We start from the raw sequence: 16,656 nt of genomic DNA, 5'->3' as shown, positions 1-16,656 counted from the left end.
GTTGGCCAGCGGTTCGGCGAGCGTGATCTCGCCAGCCAGCGATGCGACGCGTGACGAAGCGGGATGTGACGCGCCGGCCTTGCGGGCTGGTGCAATCGCTTACGTATACCCACCGCTCAAATGAAACAAATACTATCAAATTAGGCTCGAATGCCGCGTTGCAGATAGCAGCGCGCCGTTTTGTCGAGCCGAATCCACGTTTCGTCGAAAAACGCTGAGATCTGTCTTGGGGCGGTGATAAAAATCGAAACTTCTTCGATTTAAATCGAAACAGCTTCCGCTGAGTGACGGCCGGAGCTGTCCGCAAAGGATTAGCGATGAAGAAGCTGACGACCAGCCTGACGATACGCCGGAATGTAACGACGGTATTCGGACGGAGCCCGAGAATAGCGAGGCCGCATTTCAGCCTGCTCTCTTCCCTGTCGGCTACAGCGGTGGGGCTGATCCTGGCCCAGCCTGCGATGGCGGACATCTCCTGCCCGACGCCCAGCTCTTCGACTTCTTCGACGACCACCTGCAACGTCGATTCCACCGAGAGCGGCAACCTGACCGTCGATTACACCGGCGCCACGGGCACTGGCACCAGCGGCGGCGGCTATGGCGGCAATTACATCGTGGTCAACAACGGCTACCTGGGGCCCAATCCCCAGCAGGCGGCGCTGCTGGTGCGCCTGAAAGGCGGCACCGGTTCGCCGGACGGCGACGACGGCGGCACGTTCGGCGGCTGGGGCGGCACGATCACCATCACCAATAACCAATCGATCGAGGCCAACGGCACTCCCGCCGAGGCCGCGCAAGGCACCGCGCCCGGCATCTGGGACGACAGCAGCGCCCAATTCGGTATTTACGGCGCCTCGGTGGGCGGCACGGGCGGCACCCCTCCGGACGACATCGGAGGCGGCAGCGGGGGCAGCGGCGGCAACGGTTCGCCGGTCACCATCAGCAACAACGGGAGCGTCACGTTGCAGAGCCTGCCCTATGGCGGGGTGGGCATCTACGGAGCCAGCATCGGCGGGCTGGGCGCCGACCAGATGAGCGCCGCGACGGGCGACCAGGTGGGCGGCAATGGCGGCAACAGCGACATCGTCAACATCACCAATACCGGTTCGGTCTCGGTGTCGTCCAACAATGCGGGCCGCTATGCCTGGGGCATCGGCGCGGAATCCATCGGCGGCGCCGGCGGCGTGGCCAACGGCTGGGGCGGCACGGGCGGAGGCGGGAACCCCGACGGCACCACCATCATCACGAACAATGGAAAGGTGGATGTGCAGGTCGAAGTTCCCGGCAGCGCTACCAGCAATCTCCTGACCAACGGCGTGCGGGGGCTGTACGCCACCAGCCAGGGCAATGCGGGATTCACGTCCAGCGACGGCAGCGACAACGGCGGAGCGGGCGGCGGGTTCGGCACGGTCGCGGCCGTCAATAACGGCCAGATCTCAGTCACCAGCTACTCGGTGCCGGCGCCGACGACCCTGTCGAGCCTGTCCGGCGGCATCGTGGTGGTTGGGCTGGGCGGCGATGGCGGCGACGGCCCCCAGACCATCACCAACACCACCGGCGAGATTGCCGGCGTGGGGGGCACGTCCAATTACGTGGCGAGCGTCACGCTGAACAACGGATCTTCGATCACGACCACAGGCGATTATCTGCCCGGCGTCAGCGTGGTCAGCCAGGGCGGCAACGGCGGGGCGGGGCGCGAAGACAGCAATGGGGCCGACGGCGGCAAGGGCGGCCCCGTTCAGATCGGCATGAGCGGCACCGCCAGCGTTTCGACGTATGGCACGCAATCGCACGGCGTCGTCGCGCGCAGTTACGGCGGCGGGGGCGGCGGCGTGCTGACCAGCAGCGGCCTTGTCGATTTCACGCCGGAGAACGCCGGCGTGGGCGGCGCGGGCGGCGCGGTCACGGTGACAACCGGCGATGCAACGAACAATATCGCCGGCGGCACGATCAAGACCCAGGGAGACAATTCGATCGGCATCCTGGGCCAGTCCATGGGCGGCATCGGCGGCACTACCACCGGCAATTTCGAACTGTTCGGCGATGCCGGAGCGAATGCCGGCAACGGCGGCGCCAGCGGCACGGTCAATATCGACAGCCGCACCGGCATCACGACGTTCGGCGCCTCGTCGCACGGCATCGTGGCGCAAGCCATCGGCGGGGGCGGCGGCACGGCGGGCCCCAGCAGCGGCATCGTCGCGGTGGGCGGCGCGGGCGGGAGCGCGGTCGCCGGCGGCACGGTGACCGTCAATCAGGACGGCAACCTGAGCACCTCGGGTTCCGGGGCCATGGGGATACTGACGCAATCCATTGGCGGCGGCGGCGGAGATGGCGGCGGCGCCAATGGCGTGGCCGTGATCGGCGGCACGGCCGGCGGCGGGGGGGCGGGCGGCAATTCGACGGCCAACCTGAACGGATATTCGGTCTCCACCGGCGGCGATCATGCCTATGGCATTGTTTCGCAGGCGATCGGGGGCGGCGGCGGAACGGGCGGCGCGGCCTCGGCCTACGACGCCAGCGTGGGGTTCTCCATGGCGGTGGCGGTGGGTGGCACGGGCGGCGACGGCGGCGCCGGCGGGGTGGCGCAGGCCAACGTGAGCAACGCCAGCGTGAAGACCAGCGGGAGCGACGCGCATGGCGTGATCGCGCAATCGATCGGCGGAGGCGGCGGCGCCGGCGGCGCGTCGGTGGCCCAGGCCATGACCATTGCGGTGCCTGCCGATGATGTTTCGTTCGGCGTGGCGGTCAGTTTCGCCATGGGCGGCACGGGAGGCTCGGGCGGCGCCGGTAACTCGGCGGCGGCAACGCTGACCAGCGCCGGGGTCTCGACGCAGGGCGCGAACGCGCAGGGCGTGATCGTGCAGGCCATCGGCGGGGGTGGGGGCATGGGCGGCAGCGCGTCCGCCACGTCGACGGTCATCGGCACGGGCGACTCGATCGGCGGGTCGCTGCAGGCGTCGCTGGGCGGCAGCGGGGGCAGTGGCAACACGGGCGGCAGCGCGACGCTGACGATGACGGGCAGCAACGTCTCCACCGCAGGCGACTCCGCCAATGGGGTCCTGGTGCAGAGCGTGGGCGGCGGCGGCGGGGCCGGAGGCGTGGGGTCGGCCACGGGCCGCAGCGCCAATACCGATGCCAATGTGTCGATCTCGATGGCGCTGGGCGGCACCGGAAACTCGGGCGGCGATGGCGGGCTTGCCAGCCTGACCATCGATTCGGCTAGCTCCGTGACCACGAATGGCGACGGCGCGCGCGCCGTGCTGGTGCAATCCATCGGCGGCGGGGGCGGCGCGTCGCAGGGCGGCCAGGTGGGCCTGGAAGTCCAGGCGACCGAAGAGGACAGCACCACGGACTTCAACGGTTCCGTGGAAGTCGGCCGCGGCGGCGGGGGCGGCGGCAATGGCGGCGTGATCGACCTGAACAGCGACGGCAATATCACCACCTATGGCGCCGATGCGGACGGCCTGCTGGTGCAGAGCATCGGCGGCTCCGGCGGTCTGGGCGGCGCGGTGGGCGGCAACAGCGCCACGACCTCTCCGCTGCCTTCGGTGAACGATTCCGGAACCACTTATCAATTCCACGTATACGTGGGCGGAACGGGTGGGGCGGGCGGCAATGGCGGCGCCATAGGCAGCAGCAGCGCGCCCGCCGTCCTGGGCGCATACACCCAGACCTACGGCGACTATGCGGACGCGGCGGTGGTGCAATCCATCGGCGGGGGCGGCGGCGCGGGCGGCGCTTCCACGGTGTCGTCCAGCCTCTCCATGTCCAATGTGACGTTGGCGGTCGGCGGCCGCGGCGGCAACGGCGGCTCGGGAGGCGCCATCACGGCCGCGCTGAATGACGACGGCGGCAATGGTTTCAACACTGCCGGCTACGGCGCGGCGGGTATCGTCCTGCAGTCCATCGGCGGGGGCGGCGGCATGGCGGGCTCCGGATCCCCGCGAGCGAGCGGCCAACTGTTGCTGGGAGGCACGAACGAGTTCGGCGGAAGCATCACCGTTACGCCTGGCAGCTGGGCCAATATCGAAACCAAGGGCGATAGCGCCTACGGCCTGGTCGCGCAATCGATCGGTGGCGGCGGCGGCATCGCCATGGCGGGCAGCGCCGGTTCGGCGGCAACTCCCGGCAGCCTGCAGTTCGGGATGGTCGCGGGCAACAGCGCCGGAGGCGGCTATGGCAGCCCAGTCACGATTTCCGCAGGTTTGAACCTGAACACCTACGGCGACAGGGCGATGGGCGTCATCGCGCAGTCCATTGGCGCTGGCGGCGGTGTCGCGACCTCTGGCGCCGCGGACGGCGTGAGCTCGCTCCAGCTCGGCAGCCAGCGCAACAGCGGTTCCGGCGCCAACGCTAGCGGCGTGAAACTCGACCTGACCGGCAGCGTGACGACACGCGGAGCGGGCGCTCACGGCGTCGTCGCCCAATCCATCGGCGGGGGCGGAGGCATCATCGGCGATGTGTCCCAAGCCATCCAGTTCAATTCACAGGGCTTCAACAGGCAGTCGGTGTCGGTCAATTCCAATGGCGGCGGGGGCAACACCGTCAACGTTTCCTTCAATGGCACCCTGACCACCACCGGCGCCAATGCGCACGGCATCGTCGCGCAATCGGTCGGCGGCGGCGGCGGGCTTGCCGGCGGCCCGCAGGGCGGATTCGCGGGAGCCGCCGGACAGAACGGCACTGCGAGCCCCGTCTCCGTCGAGCAATGGGGAATCTTGAATGCCACGGGCGAGGGATCGGCGGGCATCTTCGCGCAAAGCGACGGCCAGGCATGGGTGGATCCGGTTGGGGTCGTCGTCAACGGAGATGTGCAGGGCGGCTCGGGATCGGGCAGCGGCGTGTGGATCGCCGCAGGCAAGGAAAACCAGTTGGTTGTAAATGCCGGCGCTTCGGTGGGCGCCTTGTCGGGCGTGGCCGTGCGCTACGACGGCTACGGCGCCTCGTCGGGTTCCAGGCTGACCATCGATAACGCCGGCAAGCTGGCCGGCAGCACGCTGTGCAACAACGCCGACGGCAGCAACGCCTGCGTCTTGAACAACGAGGCAGGCGCGGTAGCGACCGACGCCGTTGCCTACAATGCCGACGTCCACAATGACGGGCTGATCGTGATCGGTAAGCCCGGCCAGTTCCAGACCCTTACCGTCAGCGGCAGCTTGACCCAGTCCGGCAGCGGCGTGCTGCGCGCGGATGTGGACTTCGACAAACTGCGGTCCTCGCGCATGGTCGTGGAGGGCGACGCCAGCCTGGCGGGAGGCATCGACGTGCTGCCGCAGGCGCTGCTGCCCAATCGCGAGCTTTCGGTCGTGACGGTGCAGGGGAGTTCGCAGGGAGCGCTTACCGCGGTGGACAGCCCGGTCTATGACTACGAAGCGAGCCAGGCCGGGCCGGACACCCGCATTCGCGTTGCGTCGGCCAATTTCAGCGCGCCTTCCATGGAGTTGAAGGGAAATCAGAGCGAGGTCGCCGGCCATCTGCAGCGCATCTGGGACGCGGGCGGAAACTCCGCGCTGGCGCCGCTCTTCGCGCAGCTGGACCTGGCGTCGCGCCAGGGCGCGGGCGCGTATGGCGACAGCGTCGCCAACCTGTCTCCGGGCGTGACCATCGCGCCGGCCGTGCAGTCCGCTGCCAATCTGGGGCAGTTCACCGGGGCTATGATGTCGTGCCCGACCTTCACCGGCGTGGACGCGCTGACCGGAGAGCAGAACTGCTTCTGGGGCCAGGTGACCGGCCGGGCCACGAACCAGGACGGCAGCCGAGGCACGGCGGGTTTCGACTACGACACCGTCACGTACCAGTTCGGCGGCCAGCGCGAGGTCAGCCCCGGCTGGTTCCTGGGCGGCTCCATGGCCTACGAGAACAGCCACGTGCGCGCCAGCGACGGCAGCGTGCGCGGCAACGGCGACAGCGGCTATGCCGGGGTGGTGCTCAAGCGCGAGGAAGGGCCGTGGGTGTTCTCGGCCGCGCTGGGCGGCGGTTACGGCGGTTATCGCATGGACCGCGACATCGACATCGCGGGCTACCAGGACACGCTCACCAGCCGGCCGGACGTCTATGGTTTCAACGCGCGCCTGCGCGCGGCGCGCACCTTCGCCTACAGCAACATGTACGTGAAACCCTACGTGGACCTGGACTTCAGCTACAGCCGCATGCCCGCATACACGGAATCGGGCTCCAATCCGCTGGCGCTGTCGGTCGACAGCAGCGACCGCTTCGTCATGGGTGTGTCGCCCATGATCGAGTTCGGCGGCCGGTCGGAACTGAAGAACGGCGCCATGCTGCGTCCATTCCTGTACGCAGGCGTGTCTTTCCTGTCCCAGGACGACTGGACCTCGAGCGCGCGCCTGCGCGGCGCCCCGGCGGGCACGGGATCGTTCGACACCACGCTGCCCATCGACGACGTGGTCGGCAGGGTAGGGGCGGGCCTGCAGGTGATGAACGCGGGCGGCGTGGACTTCCGCCTGCAGTACGACGGGCAATTCTCCGAGCACGTGCGCAGCAACAGCGCAACGCTGAAGGTGATGGTGCCGTTCTGAGCGCCGCTCAGGAACGCGCCACGGCCCGCCGCAGCCGCAGCGATGCGACGCGGCCCAGGACGACGGGCGCGACGCCGTTGACGAACGCCACTTCGGTCTGGGAGCCGGAAAGCTGCGACAGATGGGAGATATGCTCGAGATTGATGATCACCGACCGGGACAGGGCGCAGAAGGGCGGGCACGGCAGCTGCGCCGCGAGCCGCTTGAGCGTGATGTGCATCAGCTCGTTCGCGCGGTCGGCGCCGCACAGAAGCACGTAGTCTCCTTGCGCCTGCACGAGCGTTAGCTCCTGGACCTTGATGAGTTTCGTGCCGGCTTTCGTCCGCATGGACAGGTAGCCCGCGGAACGGGGCCGCAGCCGCGCCAGCGCCTGGAGCAGCCTGTCCGGGCGGACGGGCTTGAGCAGGTAGTCGACGGCTTGGACGTCGAAGGCGCGGGCGGCGTAGTCGTCGTGCGCGGTGACGAAAACGATGGCAGGCGTGGGGGCGGGACCATATAGGAGGTCGAATCCGGTGCCGGACGTGAGTTCGATATCCAGAAAAACGGCATCCGGACTGAGATCCCGGAGCATTGCCTGCGCCTGTTCGACCGTGGAGGCTTCACCTGCGACATGGACGTCGGCCGAGGCTTCAAGCAGGCGGCGCAGGTAGCGCCGCGCTGGGGCTTCATCGTCGACGATCAGCACGCGCAGCATTTTCCTCCCAGCCGCCCGGACGAGGCGGGTATAGTTTTCCGGTCCAGCACGCGGATAAATATAAGGCCATATGGGTGTTCAGTGAACCCGGTCCGCCGCAGGAATTTGGTTTCAAGGGGGGAGTCCATGATCTTCACATCCGTCAGCCAGGGGCTTAGCCAAGGGGATTCCGCGCCGGGGTTCTGGCGCGCCCAGATCGTGGGATGGGTGTTCCTGGCGTTCGTGGGCTTCTTCATCCGCCTGGCGGTGTTCGGCAATGCGGTCGCCGCGTTCTGGCTCACGATAGGGCTGGAGCCGCTGGCGTTCGCCCTGACGAGCGGGGCTGCCGTGCTGCATGGACGCCGGTCGGACAAGAACGACGCGCCCATCCTGGTCGCGGCCTGTGCGGTGCTGCTGTGCGTCGCCGCGTCGGCGTTGCTGGCGTTCATCGCCTACGCCATCCATGGCCTGTTTTCGCCGGAAACGGTCCGGGTGATCCCCGGCAACCAGTACCGATTGGGTTTCATCTACTACATGGGGATCCTGTCCATCTGGACGCTGATCTATTTCGGCGTTTCGGCGGAGCTTGCCGCGCGCACCGAGCGGATGTCCAAGATGAAGGCGGAAACCCGCTCCCTGAGGCTGGAGCTCGAACACCTGCAATTGCAGATCGAACCGCATTTCCTGTTCAACGCGCTCAATACCATCGTCGCGGAGATTGCCGACCGGCCCGCGATTGCCGAGGAGATGACCCGCAGCCTGGCCGGCTACCTGCGCTACTCGCTGGACCGGCGCGGGCGCGGGCTTTCCCGGCTGGAAGAAGACATAGACGCCGCCCAGGCCTATATCCGCATACAGGCCTTGCGTTTCGACAAGCGGCTCGAATGCCGCTGCCAGATCGATCCGGCCACGCTGGATCTCAGCATCCCCCGCATGACCTTGCAGGGGCTTGCCGAGAACGCGATCAAGCACGGCATGCGGTCGCAGCATGACCGCTTCCAGATCCGGATCCGCACCCGGCTCCAGGGCGACGAGCTGATCATCGAAGTCGACAACCCGGGCGAGCTGCACGCGCCTTTCGACCTTGCCAAGGGCGGGGGCGGGCTGGGCAACCTTTGCCGCCGGCTGGCGCTGCGATACGCCGGCAGATACGCGTTCTCGCTGGAGCAGCGCGGCGATAGGACTGTGGCCGAGATCCGGCTGAAGGGAAGCCCCGAAGCGCTATAGCGCGGCGCCGGATGCCGCGCGATGTTGTCCTAAGACAAATCGTGTCAAACTTGCGCATTGACTCGACATGGCCTCAGGGCTGTCATCGCCTGGAACGGCATTGTCTTGGGACGACATGAAAATACAAGGAAAGACCGCCGCCGAGATCTTCGACTGCGTGCGTGCGCTGCTCCAGTCGGGGCAGCTGCGGCCGGGCCAGGCCCTGCCGCCCGTGCGCGACCTGGCGGTCGAGCTGGACATCAACCGCAATACGGTCGCCGCCGCCTATAAGCGGCTGGCGGCCGCCGGCATCGCCGTGACACAGGGGCGCCTGGGAACGCTCATCCGCGAACCCTCCGGCCCCGGCGAGCAGGAAGGCGCGCTGACGAATTCGCCGCTGGTGGATCTGGCCAGCGGCAATCCGGCCCCGGCCTGGCTGCCGGACATCACCGCGGCGCTTGCCACCCGGCCCTACGTGCCGCGGCTTTACGGCGAACCCACCGTCAACGCGGGCCTGGAACACTATGCGCGGGCCTGGTTCGCGCCGGATTGCCCCGCGCCGTTCGACATCAACCTGACCCACGGGGCGGTGGACGCCATCGAGCGGCTGCTTGGCTCGCACCTGGTCGCGGGCGACAAGGTCGCGGTCGAGAACCCCTGTTTTCTCAGCAGCATCAATATGCTGCGCATCGCGGGCCTGCAGGCGGCCGGGGTGCCGGTCGATGCCGAAGGAATGCAGGTTCAGGCCCTGGAAGCCGCGCTGGGCAAGGGCGCGCAAGCGGTCATCCTGACACCGCGCGCGCACAACCCGACCGGCTGCAGCCTGAGCGCCCGGCGAGCGCGGGCGTTGGCGCGCGTGCTGGCGAAGTACCCGCACGTGATGGTCATCGTGGACGACCACTTCGCGTTGCTGTCCAACTCGGAATACCACTCGGTGCTGGCGTCGGGCGCGCAGCGGTGGGCGCTGGTCAGGTCCCTGACCAAGACGCTGGGGCCGGACGTGCGCCTGGCCATGGTCGCGAGCGATCCCGCGACCTCCCGGCAGCTGCGCTTGCGGCTGGCGTCCGGCACGAGCTGGGTCAGCCATCTGCTGCAGGACATGGTGGAGGTCACGCTGGGCCGGCCCGAGGTGGCCAGGCAGATGGCGCGGGCCCGCGAGGACTATGCCCGGCGGCGGCGGATGCTGGAGGACGCCTTGCGGGAGCACGGCATCCCCTGCGCGGCGCAGGGCGATGGCCTGAACCTCTGGATCCCGCTGGACACCGATGATCAGGCCGTTGCCCTGGCTCTGGCTCATCGGGGCTGGCTGGTGCGCCATGGCGAGGCGTTCGGGGTGCAGGAGCCCGTCAGGGGGCTGCGCATTACCGTTTCCGGCCTTGAACCGGGCCAGTGCCAGGCTCTCGCCAGGGATATCCGGGACAGCCTGGGCTAGCAAGAGCGGACGGGGCCGCGAGGCGCCCCGTCCTGCCCGCTCCTACGCGGCCCGGCGCAGCTTCACCGCCGGGAAATCGACCGGAACGGCGAAGGCCACGTTGACGTAGTTCGTGAACAGATTGAGCGCGACGTGCGCCAGGATCTCCACGATCTCCTGGTCGCTGAAGCCTGCGGCGCGCACGGCCTGCACGTCGGCGTCGCTAACCTGCCCGCGCGCCTCGACCAGTTGCAGCGCGAAGCGCAGCGCCACCGCTGTCTTGGGATCGGCGGCATTGCCGCCCTGGGCGGCGGACATTTCTTCGGCGCTGGCGCCGGCCTTGCGGCCCAGGGCGGTATGGGCCGCAAGGCAGTATTCGCACGCGTTGCGGTCGGCAACGGCCACCGCGATCTGCTCGCCCAGCTTGGCGGGAATGACGCCCGCGCCCAGCGCGCCGAACGCGCCCCACATGCTCTTGAGCGCCGCGGGCGAGTTGGCGACGGCCCGGAACATGTTGGGCGTGGCGCCGAATGCGCCGTGGATCTGCTCCAGCAGAGCCTGGCGGTCAGCGGTGGTGGCGCTGGCGTCGATAAGGGGGACTCGGGACATGACGGTAACTCCTGGAAATGAAAAAGAGGCCATCCCTGTCGGGTGGTTAGTGGGAATCGTACGTAGAATGTCTGGACGAATGGTGCTTTTATGTCCATAAAAAATGTCCATGCGTCCAAATCATGAATGATGTCGCGCTTTCCCAGGTAGACCGGCTCTCGGCGCTGCTGGACCGCTTCCGCGTGCGGGCCACGCTGTTCCATACGGGCACGCTTTGCGGCACCCAGGCGTTCGAAGCGGTGCCGGGGCGCGGCTTCCTGCACGTCTTGCGGCGCGGCCAAATGGAACTGCGGCATCGCCCGGGCGAGACCCCCGTGCCGCGCCTGCGCCTGGACGAGCCAACGCTCCTTTTCTATCCCCGCGCGCTGCGGCACGAGTTCGTGAACCCGCCCGTGGATGGCTCGGACTTTACTTGCGCGGCGCTCGATTTTGATGGTGGCGAGCGCAATCCTCTCGTGCAGTCGCTGCCGCCGCTGATCCGGGTGCCGCTGGCCGCCGTCGACGGGCTGGGTCCGGCATTGGACCTGCTCTTCGCCGAAGCCGACCACGTCCGCTGCGGCTCGCGGCTGCTGGCCGACCGCCTGTTTGAGGTCGTGCTGATCCAGTTGCTCAGGTGGATCCTGGATCATCCGGCGGAAGCCGGCGTGACGAACGGCCTGATCATGGGCCTGTCGGACCCGCGGCTGGCCAGGGCGCTGGTAGCGGTGCACCGCGCGCCTTGCGACGAGTGGCCGCTCGCGAAAATGGCGGGGGTCGCTGGCATGTCGCGCAGCGCCTTTGCGGCGGCCTTCAAGGAGGCCACCGGCACCACGCCGGCGGCCTACCTGACGGATTGGCGCCTGAGCCTCGCGGCGTCGATGATGCGCACCGGCCGGCCGGTGAAACAGGTGGCGGCGGAGCTGGGCTTTGCCAGCGCATCCGCTTTGTCCAAGGCGTTCCGGCAGCGGGTGGGCATGTCTCCACGCTTGTGGCTGGCAGCCAACGGCTAGCGGCGCGCCATCCCTCAGGTCGCATCGATAATGATAGGTCATGATAGTATTTGACCTATGACAAAACCGGCGGACGCGAAATCGCTTCCGCCGCGCGTTATGCTTCTACGCGAGGTGCAGGCATGAACCAAGACATCCAGGACCTGGGCAGCGATACCCAGACGCAGCACGACCAGCACGGCCGCTGGCCGAAGGCCGAATCGGTAGAGGACTTCCACCGCAACCTGGCCACGGTGAACGGCCGCATCGCGGCGGCGTGCCAGCGTGCCGGACGCGCCCCCGCAAGCGTGCGCCTGCTGCCCGTGAGCAAGACGGTGGAAGAGGCGCGGATCCGGCTGGCCTATGCGGCGGGCTGCCGCTACCTTGGCGAAAACAAGCTCCAGGAAGTGTCGCGGAAATGGGAGTCCATGGCTGATCTGGCCGATTTGAAATGGTCGGTCATCGGGCATCTGCAGACCAACAAAGCCAAACTGGTGGCGCGCTACGCCGCCGAATTCCAGGCGCTGGACAGCTTGCGCGTGGCCGAGGCGCTGGACCGGCGGCTGCAGGCCGAGGGCCGCGCGCTGGACGTGTTCGTGCAGGTCAATACGTCGGGCGAGGCCAGCAAGTACGGCCTGCATCCGGATGAGACGGCGGCCTTCCTGGGGCAGATGCCATCCTTCTCCGCGCTGCGCGTGCGCGGCCTGATGACGCTGGCGGTGTTTTCGGCCGAAGCTGCGCGCGTGCGGCAATGCTTCATCCTTCTGCGTTCGCTGCGGGACCGGTTGCGCCAGGACTGTCCGCAAGGCATCGGCCTGGACGAACTATCGATGGGCATGTCCGGCGACTACGAGATCGCCATCGAGGAAGGGGCGACGGTCGTGCGCGTGGGGCAAGCCATCTTCGGCGCCCGCAACACACCCGATTCGTATTACTGGCCGGCCGACCCTGGCCCGGATGCCGCGGCCTGAGCGCCGTCATCGCCACCCCGTCGCACAGGAGCCTCCATGCCGGTTCATCGACTCGTCATCATGCGCAATGGCCGGCTCGTCGGCCATTTCGAATCGACCGCCGCCTCGACGCTGGCTGACAGCAAAGAAATCGCGTCGCGCCTGCCGCCTGCGGACGGCTACCAGGTCAGCCTGCAGGTCGCCGCCGGCGAGCGGCGGCTGCTGGAGAGTTCGCCGGCCGGCATCCGCCTTCTGGCCTCGGAAACGCTGTTCAAATCCGTCCCGGAAGAACCGCCGAGCAACGCGGACGGCCACGCTTTCCGCTGGCCGGAGCCATTGCCATGAGCCGCCTTGCTCTCGCGGTCCGCCACGTTCCTTTCGAAGACCTGGGCATTCTCGCGCCGGCCCTGGCGGACCGGGGTTACCGCGTGCAGTACCTGGAGGCGGGCGTCGATGCGATCGACTCCGAGGCCGTGGCTGGCGCCGATCTCGCCGTGATCCTGGGCGGGCCCGTCGGGGTCTACGAAACCGGCCGCTATCCGTTCCTGCAGCAGGAACTGGTCGCGATCGGAGAACGGCTGCGCCGGGACAGGCCGACCCTCGGCATCTGCCTGGGCGCGCAGCTGATGGCGGCGGCCCTGGGCGCAGAGGTGGCGCCGACCGGGCGCTCGGAGATCGGCTATGCGGCCTTGACGCTGACCGCGGAAGGGCTGGAGTCGCCGCTGCGGGCGGTCCAGTCCGTGCCGGTGCTGCACTGGCACGGCGACCAGTTCGCCATTCCCGACGGCGCGCGGCGGCTCGCCGAGACGCCGGGCTTTCCCAATCAGGCGTTTGCGCTGGGGCCGAGGATACTGGGCCTGCAATTCCACCTGGAGGCCGACGCATCGAAGATCGAGCAATGGCTGATCGGCCACGCCTGCGAACTGAGCCTGCGCGGCGTCGATCCGGCCGCCATCCGCCGCGACGCCGAACGGCATGGCCCGGCGCTGGCGCGCAGTGCGCGCCAGGCGCTCGATCTGTGGCTGGACGGGCTCTGAACGGCCGTTGACGGCGTCGCTATCGGCTTGCATTGCGTGCCGACGGCCGCTTCGGCGGCCATTCGACGGCGAACGGTAGGCGGCAGGCGTATCGGGCATGGAATCCGCCCGTGCCTGGTGCGTATCCCATATTGCCTGGGCCCCGGGCCCCGGGGCGCGTTGGCGCCCGCGATGGCGATGCGGCCTTCCGGAGGCTACGGATAGAATGGCCGGTCCTGGCAGGCCAGTTTTACCCAATTGGGCAGACCGCATGGCAAAGACATTCGAGCTCGAGACGCTGAAGATGCGCTTGAACGACGCGGATTTCCTGCGTCTGGACCTGAACCAGCGCATCCAGCGGGCGCTGCGCGCGCTGATTCTCGACGCCGCGCTGGAGCCGGGTGCGAAGCTGCCCGCGACCCGCGTGCTGGCAAAGTCGCTGGGCGTTGCCCGCGATACCGTCGAAAACGCCTATGTGCAACTGCATCGCGATGGCTACATCGTCCGCCGCGAGGGCTCGGGCAGCTACGTGTCCGACTCGGTGGGAATCCAGTTGCGCGGGGCGGCGCGGCGGCGCGCAAGAACGGAGCCGGAAAGCCGCGCGGCGGAGCCTGGGGCGGGCCTGAGCCGGCGCGGAAGGGCGATTCTGGAGAGCGGCGGCGTCGCCGACCAGCAATCGATCAAGGCGTTCGCCACCGGACTGCCCGAGACCCGGAATTTTCCGATCGACGTCTGGGAGCGCCTGCAGCGCCAGGTGCTGAAGGATTACCGCGCCAGCGTTCTGCTGCACGGCGATCCCCAAGGCGCGGAGCCGCTGCGCAAGGCCATTGCCGCCTACCTGAACCTGGAGCGCGGGGCCAAGGTCGCCCCGGCGCAGATCCTGGTCCTGAGCAGCACGCGACAGGCCTTGTTCCTGTGCGCGCAATTGCTGGCGGACGCAGGCAAACCCATCCTGATGGAGAACCCCGGCTACTTCGGCGCCAGGAAGGCGTTCGAATCCGCCGAGGCCCGGATCGTCCCCGTCGACGTCGACGCTCATGGCATCCGCACCGATCTGTTGAAGGCGGACCGCAGCGGCGCCAACTGCGTCTATGTGACGCCGTCGCACCAGTATCCGACGGGCGCCACGCTGTCGCTGGCGCGCCGCCTGGAGCTGACCGGCTGGGCCGCGGCGAACGGCAAGTGGATCATCGAGGACGACTACGACAGCGAATTCCACTACGACGGCCTGCCGACCGCGTGCGTGCAGGGCCTGGACCGGCACCAGCGGACGATCTACCTGGGCACCTTCAGCAAGACGCTCTATCCGGGCCTCAGGATGGGATACATGGCCTTGCCGCAGGAGCTGGTCGGCGCGTTCGCCCGCGCGCGCAGCATCATGGACGGCCACACGCCGCAGATCCTTCAGCTGACGTTGGCGCGTTTCATGGAAGATGGCCACTACAACTCGCACGTGCGCGCGATGCGCAAGCTCTATGCGGGACGCCGGGAGGCGCTGCTGGAGTCGATAGGCAGGCATCTCGGCGGCATTGCGACGGCCGCGCGGCCGCCGGGCGGGCTGCAGATCCCCTGCCTGCTGGAGCGCGGATGGTCGGAAGAGGAGACCATCCGGCGGGCGGCGGGGGCAGGCTTGCAACTGCCCGGCCTCAGCCGGCTGTACGCCGGCGAAGACCGGAAGCAGGGCTGGCTGCTGGGGTACGCCTCGCTGACGGCCTACGAGATCGAAGCGGCCATGCTGCGCCTGGCCAACGCGCTGGGCAGCAAGCCGCCGCCGCGCCGGGGGCGCCGCCCGGCGCGGTCTCAGTAAGGCAGGGGAAAGCGCCGGGCGATACCGTTCATGGCCGTTCCTGTATGGGAGATGCGGGGCGGGCGGGGGCGCGGGGGCGTCAGGGTTTGGCCGGGCTGCCGGCCAGCCGGGGCTGGCCGCCGTGGATAAGCAGGTGCGCGGTCAGGCCCGCCACCAGCCCCCAGAACGCCCCGCCCACGCCCAGCATCGTGACGTTGGCGGCGGTGGCCAGGAAGGTGATCAGCGCGGTTTCACGGGTACGCGTATCGGCCATGGCGTTCGCCAGGCTGCCGCCGATGGCGCCCAGCAACGCCAGCCCAGCTAGCGTCGTGATGAACGCCTTGGGCAGCACCATGAACAGGGTGGCCAGCGTGACGCCGAAGGTGCCCACCAGAATGTAGAACAGCCCGCAGGCCAGCCCCGCCACGTAGCGCTTGGCGGGATCCTCGTGCGCGTCCTTGCCGGTGCAGATCGCCGCGGTGATGGCCGCCACGTTGAAGGCGTGCGCCCCGAAGGGCGCCATGATCAGGGATCCGAGGCCCGTTACGGTAAGAATGGGGTTCGCGCTGGTCTGGTAGCCGTCGTTGCGCAGCACCAGCATGCCCGGCATGTATTGCCCGGTCAGCGTGATGACGAACAGCGGCAGCGCGACCCCCAGCAGGGCCTGCAGCGAGAACCGGGGCATTTCGAACACTGGCGCGGCCAGGCTGAGGTGGATCGCCGAGAAATCGATCCGGCCCTGCGCGATGAGCAGGCCCACGCCGATGACGAGAATGCCGACCACCGCGAAACGCGATGTGAATCGCTTCAGCAGCGCATACGAGATCACCAGCACGATCACCAGCACCGGATCGACGCTCGCGCCGCCGAAGGCATTGACGCCGAATTGCAGCAGGATGCCCGCCAGCAGGCCGGCGGCGATGCCGCCCGGGATCATGCGCACGAGCTTGTCGAAGGCGCCGGACAGGCCCAGCACGATGAAGCCCAGCGCCGAAATCACGTAAGCCCCGATGACTTCTCCGTAGGGCGTGAAAGGCATCACGGTGGCAAGAAAGGCCACCCCGGGCGTCGACCAGGCCGTGATGATGGGGGCCCGGTAGCGCAAGCTCAGCAGCGCGCCCGTGACGCCCACGCCGATGGATACCGCCCAGACCCAGGACGCGGTCTGGGCGGGCGACAGTTGGGCAAGCTCGGCGGCCTGGAACACCAGGACGAAGGTCCCCCCATAGTTCACCAGCACCGAGATCAGCGCCGCGATGGTGGGGGAAAAGAAATCGGCGGGTCGAAGGCCGGCCGGCGATGCATTCATGATTCACTCCGCGTTTGTGTGAAAACCCGGCTGAACGGCCAGGGGGCGAAGGGGAAGTCTAGGATTGGTGCGGTCGGTTGGTTCATGCCACATTGGGATCAATGGGCAGACCGCTTTTGAAGGGGGCAAGGGATTTTCTCCGATGCCTGCGGCCTAGCTGCGGCCGACTCCGTGAAATCCGGTATTTGCCGC

11 protein-coding genes are annotated in these 16,656 nt (G+C 68.2%); 8 read left to right on the top strand and 3 right to left on the bottom strand.

Annotation, left to right across the window (positions count from 1 at the left end; translation table 11 throughout):
• Positions 1 to 317: 317 nt before the first annotated feature.
• The gene (locus AGI3411_RS08275; RefSeq protein WP_129526899.1) at positions 318 to 6,536 is read left to right on the top strand and encodes an autotransporter outer membrane beta-barrel domain-containing protein; all 6,219 of its coding nucleotides are present in this window, start codon (positions 318 to 320) and stop codon (positions 6,534 to 6,536) included.
• Between the two features lie 7 nt (positions 6,537 to 6,543).
• Here the strand turns inward: AGI3411_RS08275 and AGI3411_RS08270 are convergent, their stop codons facing one another.
• The gene (locus tag AGI3411_RS08270; RefSeq protein ID WP_129526898.1) at positions 6,544 to 7,230 is read right to left on the bottom strand and encodes a LytR/AlgR family response regulator transcription factor; all 687 of its coding nucleotides are present in this window, start codon (positions 7,228 to 7,230) and stop codon (positions 6,544 to 6,546) included.
• Between the two features lie 126 nt (positions 7,231 to 7,356).
• On the opposite strand from AGI3411_RS08270, the gene AGI3411_RS08265 reads away from it, so the two are divergent.
• Together AGI3411_RS08265 and ptsJ are read left to right on the top strand one after the other, a co-directional pair.
• Positions 7,357 to 8,436 carry a sensor histidine kinase gene (locus tag AGI3411_RS08265; RefSeq protein ID WP_129526897.1) on the top strand — a complete coding sequence of 360 codons (1,080 nt, stop codon included), beginning with the start codon at positions 7,357 to 7,359 and terminating at the stop codon, positions 8,434 to 8,436.
• Between the two features lie 115 nt (positions 8,437 to 8,551).
• Positions 8,552 to 9,847 carry a MocR-like B6 salvage transcription factor PtsJ gene (ptsJ, locus tag AGI3411_RS08260; protein ID WP_129526896.1) on the top strand — a complete coding sequence of 432 codons (1,296 nt, stop codon included), beginning with the start codon at positions 8,552 to 8,554 and terminating at the stop codon, positions 9,845 to 9,847.
• Positions 9,848 to 9,889: 42 nt separating this feature from the next.
• On the opposite strand, the gene AGI3411_RS08255 is transcribed toward ptsJ, so the two are convergent.
• Entirely contained in the window at positions 9,890 to 10,435 is a 546-nt protein-coding gene (locus AGI3411_RS08255; RefSeq protein ID WP_129526895.1) for a carboxymuconolactone decarboxylase family protein, read from the bottom strand.
• Positions 10,436 to 10,557: 122 nt separating this feature from the next.
• Here AGI3411_RS08255 and AGI3411_RS08250 point away from each other — a divergent pair, with 122 nt between their 5' ends.
• The 5 genes from AGI3411_RS08250 to pdxR all read left to right on the top strand — a co-directional run bounded on the left by AGI3411_RS08250 (position 10,558) and on the right by pdxR (position 15,176).
• Entirely contained in the window at positions 10,558 to 11,424 is an 867-nt protein-coding gene (locus AGI3411_RS08250) for an AraC family transcriptional regulator (RefSeq protein WP_129526894.1), read from the top strand.
• Between the two features lie 143 nt (positions 11,425 to 11,567).
• On the top strand, positions 11,568 to 12,374 hold the full coding sequence (locus tag AGI3411_RS08245; protein ID WP_425265325.1) for a YggS family pyridoxal phosphate-dependent enzyme: 807 nt from the start codon (positions 11,568 to 11,570) through the stop codon (positions 12,372 to 12,374).
• A gap of 36 nt (positions 12,375 to 12,410) precedes the next feature.
• Positions 12,411 to 12,698 (top strand): cytoplasmic protein, encoded by a 288-nt coding sequence (locus AGI3411_RS08240; RefSeq protein WP_129526892.1) that lies wholly within the window; start codon positions 12,411 to 12,413, stop codon positions 12,696 to 12,698.
• Entirely contained in the window at positions 12,695 to 13,390 is a 696-nt protein-coding gene (locus AGI3411_RS08235; RefSeq protein ID WP_129526891.1) for a glutamine amidotransferase, read from the top strand. Before AGI3411_RS08240 ends, AGI3411_RS08235 begins: the two co-directional genes overlap by 4 nt.
• Positions 13,391 to 13,640: 250 nt before the next feature.
• Positions 13,641 to 15,176, top strand: a complete 1,536-nt coding sequence (gene pdxR, locus AGI3411_RS08230; RefSeq protein ID WP_129526890.1) for a MocR-like pyridoxine biosynthesis transcription factor PdxR — start codon at positions 13,641 to 13,643, stop codon at positions 15,174 to 15,176.
• Positions 15,177 to 15,255: 79 nt separating this feature from the next.
• Here pdxR and AGI3411_RS08225 read toward each other — a convergent pair whose 3' ends face one another.
• Positions 15,256 to 16,464: a benzoate/H(+) symporter BenE family transporter gene (locus AGI3411_RS08225; protein ID WP_129526889.1), complete on the bottom strand. Its 1,209-nt coding sequence runs from the start codon at positions 16,462 to 16,464 to the stop codon at positions 15,256 to 15,258.
• Positions 16,465 to 16,656: the final 192 nt, after the last annotated feature.

The sequence above is a fragment of the Achromobacter agilis genome, assembly GCF_900496965.1.
Taxonomy (GTDB): domain Bacteria; phylum Pseudomonadota; class Gammaproteobacteria; order Burkholderiales; family Burkholderiaceae_B; genus Achromobacter; species Achromobacter agilis.
Note: the sequence above shows the minus strand (reverse complement) of the source record. Positions and strands in the feature narration are given on the sequence as shown.